The organism is Thiocapsa sp., assembly GCF_035467215.1.
GTDB lineage: Bacteria > Pseudomonadota > Gammaproteobacteria > Chromatiales > Chromatiaceae > Thiocapsa.
In genome coordinates this window covers 1-11,076 of record NZ_DATITZ010000249.1, presented here as the reverse complement: position 1 = coordinate 11,076, position 11,076 = coordinate 1, and the positions used below count along the sequence as shown (strand labels likewise).

Here is an 11,076-nt window from a genome sequence, read left to right as displayed (position 1 = left end):
GTTCGGGCTGGGGAGCATCGCGTGATAGTCGCGCGCGGCGCGCGAGACCAGCCGCGGGTGCAGCTTGAGCAGTGCCGCCGCAGCCGCGATCAAGGGGACCGAGAGCCGCGCCGGGAGCCAATGGACAAGATCGTCGGAGCGCGCCGCAGCCCAGCCGAAATGCCCGTAACGTTCGTTCTTGTAGCCGACCATCGAATCCAGGCTCGACACCGCCTTCACCAGGATCAGACCCGGGAGCCCGAACAGACAGAAGGCCCACAGGGGCGTCAGCACCCCGTCGGTCAGGTTCTCCGAGAGGCTCTCGATGGTCGCACGCACGATGCCGTCGCGCTCCAACTGCTCGGTATCGCGACCGACCAACATCCGCAGTCGGGCGCGAGCCTGCGGGAGATCGTCGAGCGTTTCGAGCACGCGGCGTCCGTGATCCAGGAGATCACGGGTGCAGATCAGGCTGTAGGCGATGAAGACATCCCAGGCGAAGGCCGCCCAAGGATGCAGCGCGCCGAGACCCGATCGAACGCCCCACCAGGCCGCGAGCGCACCCCCGACCACCAGCAGCCAATGCAGAACGCCGCCGACACGCCCTTTCAGCCCGACGGCAAACAAGAGCCTTTCCCAGCCGAGACTCCAGGCCCCGATGATCCGAATCGGATGAAAACGATAGACCGGATCACCGATCAAGGCATCGAGAAGACAGGCGGCAAGAATGAGTGCCAGATGCTCGGTCAGTCCCATTTGTACGCGAACCCCCGCAGGACGGCGAGCGCAGCCAAGCGGCCGTCCGGCAACCCTTGATGCGGCGCCAGCTCCACACGCAGCGCGACAAACCGCTCGGGATTGACCGCGACGGCCGCCGCTAGCAGCGCCGCCTGGTTCAGGATCGCCTCGCGCGCGACCCCGGCATGCAGCACCCCGGTGCGCACCAGATCCAGGATCTCGGCCAGACCATAGGCGGCTGCGGCGCTGTGCGGATCATGGATGATGGCCTGTAGATTCGCGGCAAATACGGCCGCCTCCGGAGCCTCCAGCTCGGACTCCGCGCAGACCCGCAGCGCCGCCTCGTCGCAACCGAAGCGACCCAAGGCTGCACAGATGGTGCGTCTGAGCTCGGGAACGATGCCGTTCTGCAGCAGCAGACAGCGGGTGACGGCGTCATGGGTCGCCCGCCCGAGCAGCTCGCCCAGCGTGTTGTGACCGCCCGCCCAGTGCCGCTCCCACTCGGCCTCGCGCGCCAGCGGGGCGGCGACGGCGAGCTGATCGGTCCCGGTGCCGGTCGCAAGACCCGACGATTGCAGACTCGGCATGCGCAGATCCAGCAAAGCCGTGCTCTTCGCCTCCGTAACCATCGTCGCGGCTCGAACCAGGCACGCAGGCGTGCAGGGCTGATTGATCATGACCAGGGTGACGATGGTTCCCGAGCCGGAGTCATCGGACGGTCGATCGCCGGCAATCGGGCCTTCGGATCCGGTCCGCGCCGCCGATCCCCCGGCACGCCCGCGACGGGCAGGACGACTGCCGTCGGCCTCCTCGTGCCAAGCGGCCGGATCACCGGCGCGGACGGCGTTGCCGGTCACCCCGGCGGTGGCGACGACCGTCACGCGAAGATCCTCCGCGTCCGCGTGCGCAACGACCGCACATTGCATGTTGGCGGCGGTCCCCATGAGGGCCGTCGTCTCGGGCGGAAGCCCTGCCTCGGCGCAGGTGCGTGCGTGATAGTCCCGTGCGCCGAGACCCAGGACGGTCTCGTAGCGCGCCAGATGGGCCACACCCTCGCAACTTTGATGGTTCGCCAAATGGGTCAGCGTCTCGGACATCCCGCCGTTGACCCGACAGGTACCGAGCACCCGATGCGGACGCGCGAAGGCGACGACAAGATAGCGCCCCTGCCGGTGCAGGACGTAACGGTCGGTCTCTTCGAGGAGCATGCCGGACCTCGATCACGGGGACAGTGGGATGGCCGTCCAGCGACGGGCCGACGGACGCGCGAGGCTATCGCAAGTGACTGCGGGGCCGCAATTGCTGCATGTCACGTAAGCTCTGGTGGGTTATCGTCTATCCGATTGAGGAGAGTACCGACATCCGGAGGAAACGGTATGGGAAAGCACGAATCGAAGACCTGCCCGCGCTGCGGCGCAGAGTTTGAATGCAAGGCCAACCGGGCGGAGCGATGCGGCTGCCTGAGTGTCGTCCTTACGACGGAGGCACTTGACTACCTCGGCGAGCGTTATCGAGACTGTCTGTGCGTCGCCTGTCTCGCGGACATCAATCGTCTCTGCGCGGACTCTGTCGATGCGTCCAGAGAGCATCGATAGGCGTGTGCCGGTCCGATCGAGTGCGCGGGCGAAATACCGACGGGCTCAGGGCAGAAACAGGTCCGCGGCGGCCTCCGGAGCAGACGGAAAATAGAGCATCTCGGTATGGCACGCACTGGCGACCCGGTTGGCGATGACGCCTGCGAACAGGAGGTTCGGCCGATAACGGGCCAGTCCGAGCGCGAGTGCGCCGAAGGTCTGGCCCATGCCGCCGGCATCAATCAACACCGCCACCGGCACACCGAAGGTCTGCGCGAGGTCGGCCCCGGACGGGGTGCCGTCGAAGAGTCCCATTGCCCCCTCGATCAGGATGAGATCCGCCGCGTCGGCGGCCGCGTAGAGCTTGCGCCTCGAGTCGGTCTCGCCGACCATCCAGAGGTCGAGAGACTCGACCGGGGTCCCGGCCGCCCGTGCGAGGATCATGGGGTCCAGGAAATCCGGTCCGGTTTTGAAGACGCGCACCCGCTGCCCTTGGTTGCGATGATGGCGCGCCAGTGCGGCGACCAAGGTCCTCTTGCCCTGACCGGATGCGGGAGCGGCGAGAAAAAGCGCGGGACAGGTTCGGGCAAGGGTCATGGCTCGAGCGTCGATGCGGGCGTGTCGGAGACGAGGACCGGGCGCGGCCGGACGCATTGCGCCCCGATCGAGCGGCCATCTATCCTGTAGCTCCGAGCCACCATGTTGGACGCCTCTTCGCCGATGCAACTCACCGCGCTTCGGCTGCGAGAACACTGTTGCAGCATCATCGAGCAGCGCAAACAGATTCAGCGTCAGATCCAGTCAAGCCCCAGCGTAAAGCCTTACGTGCCGGAGGCCGTCGAGGATGCCTACCCCGACGCCGTGGACATCGCCGCGCGCGAGACCCTGTTGAGCCCAGAGCGCTTCCCCCAAACGTGCCCCTACGCGATCGATCGGATCCTTGATTTCGATTTCTACCCGAATGAACCCTGACCCCAAAGGTTAAAGGGTAAAGGTTAAAGGCTAAGAGCTGGAGGGAGAAGGCCGGAGGTTGGCGGCTACCCCAGGCCCAGCCATACATTGACCCCCTAAATTCTTACCATTGCAAACCTGGAGCGCTGATATAATCCGCGCTTTGCCCGTGCCGACCGCTTCGACCGCTTCCGGGAAACATCATGACCAACAAGCCCGATATCGATCCCCAAGAGACACAGGAATGGCTCGATTCGCTCGATGCCGTGCTCGAGAACGAAGGCGTCGAGCGCGCCCACTTTTTGCTCGAGCGACTGATCGACAAGGCGCGCCGCTCGGGGGCTTATCTCCCGTTCACCGCCAACACAGCCTACGTCAACACCATTCCGGTGCAGCAGCAGGAGCGCTTCCCCGGCGATCGCGCCATGGAGCGACGCATTCGCTCCTTCGTGCGCTGGAACGCCATGGCAATGGTCGTGCAGGCGAACCGGCTCTCCACCGAGCTTGGGGGTCACATCTCGAGCTTCGCCTCCTCCGCCACCCTCGTCGACGTGGGCTACAACCACTTCTTCCGTGCGCGCGACAAGGATCACGGCGGTGATCTCATCTTCTTCCAGGGCCACGCAGCACCCGGCATCTATGCCCGCGCGTTTCTGGAAGGACGCATCAGCGAGGAGCAGCTCTACAACTTCCGCCAAGAGGTCGACGGCAACGGCCTGTCCTCCTACCCGCACCCTTGGTTGATGCCCAACTTCTGGCAGTTCCCGACCGTCTCGATGGGGCTCGGGCCGCTGATGGCCATCTATCAGGCTCGCTTCATGCGCTATCTGAACGACCGCGGGCTGGTCGACACGAGCGAGCGTAAGGTCTGGGCATTCCTGGGCGACGGCGAGATGGACGAGCCCGAATCGCTGGGTGCCATCTCCTTGGCGGCACGCGAGCGTCTCGACAACCTGGTCTTCGTGGTCAACTGCAACCTTCAGCGGCTCGACGGCCCGGTGCGCGGCAACGGCAAGATCATCCAGGAGCTCGAAGCGGTCTTCCGCGGCGCCGGCTGGAACGTCGTCAAGGTCGTCTGGGGCAGCTACTGGGACCCCTTGTTCGCGCGCGACAAGCAGGGTCTGCTGGTCAAGCGCATGGAAGAATGTGTCGACGGCGACTACCAGGCTTACAAGGCCAAGGGCGGCGCCTACACCCGCGAGCATTTCTTCGGCAAATATCCGGAGCTCAAGGAGATGGTCGCCAACATGACGGACGAGGACATCTGGCGCCTGAACCGCGGCGGCCATGATCCGGCCAAGGTCTATGCCGCCTACGATGCGGCCATGCGCATGAACGGCAAACCGACGGTGATCCTGGCCAAGACCGTGAAGGGTTACGGCATGGGTGTCGCCGGCGAGGGCATGAACATCACCCACTCTCAGAAGAAGATGGGCGAGACGCATCTCAAGGCCTTCCGCGACCGCTTTAATATTCCGATCTCGGACGACCAGATCGGCGCCGCGCCCTTCTACAAGCCACCGCAGGACAGCCCCGAGATGCAATACATGCACGAGGCGCGCGAGCGGCTCGGCGGCTTCCTGCCGGCGCGTCGCGACGAGGCCGAAGTGCTTCCGATCCCCGAGCTGGATGCCTTCAAGCCGCTCCTGGAAGGCAGCGGCGATAAGGAGATGTCGACCACCATGGCGATGGTGCGCATCCTCACCATCCTGGTGCGCGACAAGGCGATCGGCAAGTACTTGGTCCCTATCGTTCCGGACGAGGCTCGCACATTCGGTATGGAGGGCATGTTCCGCCAGCTCGGCATCTACTCCTCCATCGGCCAGCTCTACGAGCCGGTCGATGCCGATCAGGTGATGTACTACCGCGAGGACAAGAAGGGTCAGATCCTGCAGGAAGGCATCAACGAGGCGGGCGCCATGTCGTCCTGGATCGCGGCGGCCACCGCCTACGCGAATCACGGCCAGAGCATGATCCCTTTTTATATCTACTACTCGATGTTCGGGTTTCAGCGCATCGGCGATCTGGCCTGGGCCGCGGGCGATATGCAGGCCCGCGGCTTCCTGATCGGCGGCACCGCCGGACGCACGACACTCGCCGGCGAGGGACTTCAGCATCAGGACGGCCACAGCATGGTGGTCGCCGCGACCATCCCGAACTGTGTCGCCTACGACCCGGCCTATGCCTACGAGCTCGCCGTCATCGTCCAAGACGGCCTGCGCCGGATGTATCGGGAGAAGGAGAACGTCTTCTACTACGTCACGGCGATGAACGAGAACTACGTTCAGCCGTCGCTGCCCGAGGGCGCCGAGGCCGGGATCCTCAAGGGCATGTATCCGGTCCATCAGGGCGAGGAGCACACCCACCGCGTCCAGCTGCTCGGCGCCGGGACCATCCTGCGCGAGGTCTTGGCCGCGGCCGAGCTGCTCGCCAAGGACTTCGGCGTCGGCGCGGATGTCTGGAGCGTCACCAGCTTCAACGAGCTGCGGCGCGAAGGCATCGACGTGGAGCGTTGGAACATGCTCCACCCCGACCAGCCCCAGCGCACCACCTATGTCGAGGAGCAGCTGGCCGGGACCCAAGGCCCGATCATCGCCGCGACCGACTATGTCCGGACCTACGCCGACCAGATCCGCCCCTACATCCCGCGACACTACCTGGTGCTCGGGACCGACGGCTTCGGGCGGAGCGATATGCGCAGCCAGCTGCGGAAATTCTTCGAGGTCAATCGTTACTACATCGTCGTCGCCGCCCTGAAGGCATTGGCGGACGAAGGCGAGATCCCGACCGCGACGGTCTCCGAGGCGATACGGAAATACCGCATCGACCCGGAAAAACCCAACCCGGTGACGATCTGAACCGCGCTAAACCGCGCTGAACCGCGCTCGTCATCCCATGCGGCGATGCGGCGAGTCGACCGACGACGAAGAACCAAGAAAGACTCGGTCGACACGGTTTAGGATATTTATCTATCGATGACTGGACCGCGTCCGGGACGAGGCTCGGGTCGAACCGAGCGGCGCAACACAGGGATCTGGTGTGATCGCCCCGGATGCGGTTTAGGGAGGACAGAGCGTGGCAACCGTCGAAGACATTCTGCTGCCGGACATCGGGGACTTCTCGGACGTCGAGGTGATCGAGATCCTCGTCGCTCCGGGTGACCGGATCGAAGCCGAGCAATCGATCCTCAGCCTGGAGAGCGACAAGGCGACCATCGAGATCCCTGCGCCGTTGGCAGGGGTGATCCGAGAGTTGACTGTCAAGGTCGGCGATCGGGTCAGCCAGGGGGATCTCCTGATGACGCTGGAGACCGATGGGTCCGGCTCCGAGGAGACTCCGCCCAAGACGACTTCGACCGGCGAAGCGCGATCTGCGCAAGCCGAAGCGAGCGAGCCGGACGCTGTTCCAGCGACAGCACACCCGGCTTCCCCTGCTCCGGCATCGTCGCAGGCGCCGAAGTCGAACCCGACGCGTGCGCCGAACAGCGGCGAGACCATCTCCGTGGTCCTGCCCGACATCGGCGATTTTACGGACATCCCGGTGGTCGAGGTCCTCATCGCACCGGGAGATCGCATCGAGGTCGACCAGTCGCTCCTCACGCTCGAAAGCGACAAGGCGACCATGGAGATCCCCTCGCCCAACGCGGGTGTCGTCGAGGAGCTGGCCGTCAAGGTCGGGGAGACCCTGAATCAGGGGGATCTCATCCTGACACTTCGCATCGACGGCGAGGTCCCCCGCGGCGAGCCGATCGCATCGGCCTCGCCGATGGCTGCGAACACCGCCGAAGAGCTCGAGGCGCCGCCGGGCCCGGCATCGAGCGTCAAACGCGCGCCGGGTGAATCCGAGCGCCGTCCCGCTCCGGTGCTGCCGCGCCCGGAGGACATGGCCGCGATCGCCAAGGGCCGCAAGGCGCATGCGAGTCCCGCCGTGAGACGGTTCGCGCGCGAGCTCGGCGTCGACCTGAAATTCGTCAAAGGGTCGGGGCCGAAAGGTCGCGTGCTCAAGGACGACGTCCAGGGCTTCGTTAAGCAAGCACTCGCGCAAGTTACCCCGACCGGGGCCGGCAGCGCCCTGCCCTTCGCCTTGCCCGCCGCGCCCGAGATCGATTTCTCCAAGTTCGGCCCGATCGAGATCACCGAGCTCTCCCGCATCAAGAAGCTCAGCGGTCGGCATCTGCACCGCTGCTGGCTCTCGGTACCGCATGTCACCCAGTTCGACGAGGCCGATATCACCTCGCTGGAAGACTTCCGTAAGGGGCAAAAGGCGCAGGCCGCCGAGAAGGGCATCAAGCTGACCTTCGTCCCCTTCCTGCTCAAGGCGGTCGCCACCGCCCTGAATCGAATGCCGGTTCTCAAGGCGTCGCTGACGGCGGACGGCGAGGGTCTGGTGCTCAAGCACTTCACTCACATCGGGGTGGCGGTCGATACGCCGCAGGGTCTGGTTGTCCCGGTCGTGCGCGACGTCGACAAGAAGGGCATCTTCGCCCTGGCCGCCGAGCTGTCCGAGCTCGGCGAGAAGGCGCGCGCCGGCAAGCTGCTGCCGGGCGACATGCAGGGTGGCTGCTTCTCCATCTCAAGCCTCGGCGGCATCGGCGGGACCGCCTTTACGCCGATCGTGAATGCGCCCGAGGTCGCCATCCTCGGCGTCTCGCGCGCGACGACCAAACCGGTCTGGAACGGCCAGAGCTTCGAGCCACGCCTCATGCTGCCGCTGTCCCTGTCGTACGATCACCGTGTCGTCGATGGCGCGGACGGGGCGCGCTTCACCAGCCTGCTCGGGGAGCTGCTCGGGGATCTTCGTCAGCTTCTGCTGTGAGGCGCGCTCGGCGGCGGGGCGGGCTGGCGTGCCGACGCCTCGCTGGAGAACGGTTCAAAACACGTAGAAACAACTCGACGAGAGAAATCCCTTGCCACGGGTGTCGTTGTCGTTGTCGTTCTCGTGGTCGATTACGATTGCGACAACGACAACGACAACGATTGGATTCGGTGCTCGATTTACTTCCGACAGGTCTTTGGGGCCCCGGAGTCCGATGCCCACACCCCATGCGAGGACGCAACGTCCGAACCCAATGCAGTGAATAGGGTTGAGGGTTTCGCCTCGCAGCACGCTTTCGTCTAGCATTGGACGCTATCGAGCCATCATCATCGTGCGGCCGTTGCGGCCCCAAGAGAAGAATCACACCATGAACGACAAGAGCGGCGACATCATCGAGGTCAAGGTACCGGACATCGGTGACTTCAAAGACGTGGAGGTCATCGAGGTCTTGGTCTCACCGGGCGATTCGGTGATCGAAGAGGCGTCGCTGATCACGCTCGAAAGCGACAAGGCGAGCATGGAAATCCCGGCGCCGCGTGCCGGGATCGTGCGCACGGTCGAGGTCGCGGTCGGCGATCGGATCTCGGAAGGCACACTGATCATGACGCTGGAGGTCAAGGCGCCGCAGTCTGCGGGCGGCGCCGAAGCGGGGAAAGAATCCACGAGTGCTGCGCCAGCCGCCGCGTCTCAGGAGATCGTCACCGAGGTCGTGGTGCTCGGTGCCGGACCCGGCGGTTACACCGCCGCCTTCCGCGCCGCCGACCTCGGCAAGAAGGTCGTCCTGATCGAGCGTTACGACACCCTCGGCGGCGTCTGTCTGAACGTCGGCTGTATCCCCTCCAAAGCCCTGTTGCACACCGCAGCCATTCTCGAAGAGGTCAAGACCCTGGGCAGCATGGGGGTCACCTTCGGCGAGCCGCAGATCGATCTGGACAAGATGCGCGCCGGCAAGGAGCAGGTGGTCGCCAAGCTCACCGGCGGTCTCGCGGCCATGGCGAAGCAACGTCGGGTCGAGGTAATCCAGGGTACCGGTCGCTTCGAGGCACCCAATCGGATCACCGTGGCACAACCCGGTGGTCCGGTGCGGATCCTGTTCGACCACTGCGTCATCGCCTGCGGCTCCGCACCCATGAAGATCCCGGGCTTTCCGCACGACGACCCGCGGGTCATGGACTCCACCGACGCGCTCCAGATCGCGGACATCCCCGCGCGTCTCTTGATCGTCGGCGGCGGTATCATCGGGCTCGAGATGGCGAGCGTCTACAGTGCGCTCGGCTCGACCGTCGAGGTCGTCGAGATGAAGGATCAGTTGATGCCGGGTGCGGACATCGACCTAGTGCGCGCGCTCGAAAAGGTCATCAAGAAACGCTACAGCACCATCAGACTCGAGACCAAGGTCGCGCAGATGAGCGCCACGGCCGAAGGCATCAAGGTCGTCTTCGAGGGCAAAAAACCGGGTGAGGAGATCTACGACAAGGTCCTGGTCGCCATCGGCCGGCGCCCGAACGGCAAGCTCGTCAACGCCGAGGCCGCCGGGGTCAAGGTCGATCAGCACGGGTTCATCAAGGTCGATGCCCACATGCGCACCAACGTGCCGAACATCTTCGCGATCGGCGACGTGGTCGGCGGACCGATGCTCGCCCACAAGGCCACGCATGAGGCGAAGGTCGCCGCCGAGGTCATCGCCGGGATGCCCGCCCTCTTCGACCCTATGACCATTCCCTCGGTCGCCTACACCGACCCCGAGGTCGCCTGGATGGGTCTCACGGAGACCGACGCCAAGGCCAAGGGTATCGCCTACGAGAAGGGCGTCTTCCCCTGGGCCGCGAGCGGGCGCGCGCTCGGCATCCATCGCGACGAGGGTCTGACCAAGCTCCTGTTCGATCCCGAGACCAAACGCATCCTGGGCGCAGGCATCGTCGGCCCGAACGCCGGCGAGCTGATCGGCGAGACCGTGCTGGCGCTCGAGATGGGTGCCGACATGGAAGACATCGGGCTGACCATCCATCCGCACCCGACCCTGAACGAGACCGTTGGTCTTGCGGCCGAGATGGCGCAAGGCTCGATTACGGATCTGCTGCCGCCAAAGAAGCGCTGACGCGGGACAGACTGTAGGGGTGAATTTATTCGCCCCTACACGCCGGTAGACCGACGCCGGTGCTGGGCTCGGTGGACTTCGCTCTCGCTCGTCCATCCTGCGGACGGTTTTGTGATCAGGGCAGCTTAAGGCCTCACCGCTTCGCCCCGCAGAAATCCAAACACTGCTGCAGGGTCGGGAACGGCACCCGACCCGCGCAGCCGCCGTAGGTGAATGCCTTGCAGCGATCGTCTCGGTACTCGTAATAGAATCCGAGCTGATTGGAACGGCAGGGGCCGGGGTCAGGTTTGACGAGGCAGGCGACGGGCAGCTCATCGCTGCCGCCTCCGGTAGGCGCGCCGCCACATCCCGTGAGGCCCGCCATGAGGATCACGAGCACCGGAACCCGACACCGGCCTAGCCACACAGCCCTCATCGAGACCCGCTGCGCGCCGTCGCGCGAACCTGTGCACCCGTCGGTGCATGCTTCCACCAATCGCGATGTCGAAACTCGCTGCCGTCCTTCGCCATCATCTGGACGGACCCGCCTCGACGGAATCCCCAACCCTTGACCCTCGGGCCATGCAGGAAGAGCGTCCACGCCGGTACGCCTGCACGCAGGACCACGCGGTGATAGTCCGAGCCGCGCAGCCTGTTGAACCGCCCCGGAGCACGAAAGCGCAAGCTGGTTTGCTCGGAGTCCCCGTCGAGGCCGCGGATCTCGTCATAGCCGCCCGAGAGCACCAAGCTGACGGCGTGTGCCCAGGGATGGTCGTGAAGGCCGCGATCCGGATCCGAATCGACGAAGCGGTGCAGGTAGAGATGCCAGCCGAAGACGCCGAAGAGGTAGTAGCGTTCGAGATAGGGCTCGCCTTGGTCGCCTTCGATCAGCCGACAGGGCCGACGCGCGCTGATCCATTCAAGCAGTCTTTCCATCGGGCC

At 65.0% G+C, this 11,076-nt stretch carries 8 protein-coding genes and 2 pseudogenes; 5 read left to right on the top strand and 5 right to left on the bottom strand.

Going from position 1 to position 11,076, the window contains the following annotated elements; genetic code table 11:
• The coding region (cbiB, locus tag VLR48_RS14265; protein ID WP_325292428.1) for an adenosylcobinamide-phosphate synthase CbiB at positions 1-735 on the bottom strand (735 nt) is incomplete at its 3' end.
• Complete coding sequence (locus tag VLR48_RS14260) at positions 726-1,925, bottom strand: adenosylcobinamide amidohydrolase (RefSeq protein ID WP_325292427.1); 1,200 nt, start codon at positions 1,923-1,925, stop codon at positions 726-728. The genes cbiB and VLR48_RS14260, both read right to left, overlap by 10 nt.
• Between VLR48_RS14260 and VLR48_RS20300 the strand changes: the two genes are divergently transcribed.
• Positions 1,848-2,312: a cysteine-rich CWC family protein gene (locus VLR48_RS20300; RefSeq protein ID WP_414718610.1), complete on the top strand. Its 465-nt coding sequence runs from the start codon at positions 1,848-1,850 to the stop codon at positions 2,310-2,312. The genes VLR48_RS14260 and VLR48_RS20300 overlap by 78 nt on opposite strands.
• A gap of 93 nt (positions 2,313-2,405) precedes the next feature.
• Here VLR48_RS20300 and VLR48_RS14255 read toward each other — a convergent pair.
• Positions 2,406-2,888, bottom strand: a pseudogene (locus tag VLR48_RS14255) (cobyrinate a,c-diamide synthase); the annotation flags it as partial.
• Between the two features lie 102 nt (positions 2,889-2,990).
• Here VLR48_RS14255 and VLR48_RS14250 point away from each other — a divergent pair.
• From VLR48_RS14250 to lpdA, 4 genes are all read left to right on the top strand, one after another.
• A complete protein-coding gene (locus tag VLR48_RS14250) occupies positions 2,991-3,263 on the top strand; it encodes a DUF29 family protein (RefSeq protein ID WP_325292426.1) in 273 nt (90 codons plus the stop codon).
• A gap of 182 nt (positions 3,264-3,445) precedes the next feature.
• Positions 3,446-6,100: a pyruvate dehydrogenase (acetyl-transferring), homodimeric type gene (gene aceE / locus VLR48_RS14245; RefSeq protein WP_325292425.1), complete on the top strand. Its 2,655-nt coding sequence runs from the start codon at positions 3,446-3,448 to the stop codon at positions 6,098-6,100.
• Between the two features lie 217 nt (positions 6,101-6,317).
• Entirely contained in the window at positions 6,318-8,057 is a 1,740-nt protein-coding gene (aceF, locus tag VLR48_RS14240) for a dihydrolipoyllysine-residue acetyltransferase (protein WP_325292424.1), read from the top strand.
• Positions 8,058-8,424: 367 nt separating this feature from the next.
• The gene (gene lpdA, locus VLR48_RS14235; RefSeq protein WP_325292423.1) at positions 8,425-10,155 is read left to right on the top strand and encodes a dihydrolipoyl dehydrogenase; all 1,731 of its coding nucleotides are present in this window, start codon (positions 8,425-8,427) and stop codon (positions 10,153-10,155) included.
• Positions 10,156-10,288: 133 nt separating this feature from the next.
• On the opposite strand, the gene VLR48_RS14230 is transcribed toward lpdA, so the two are convergent.
• Positions 10,289-10,534 (bottom strand): BPTI/Kunitz domain-containing protein, encoded by a 246-nt coding sequence (locus VLR48_RS14230; RefSeq protein ID WP_325292422.1) that lies wholly within the window; start codon positions 10,532-10,534, stop codon positions 10,289-10,291.
• Positions 10,535-10,566: 32 nt separating this feature from the next.
• Positions 10,567-11,076: pseudogene (locus VLR48_RS14225) on the bottom strand (hypothetical protein); the annotation flags it as partial.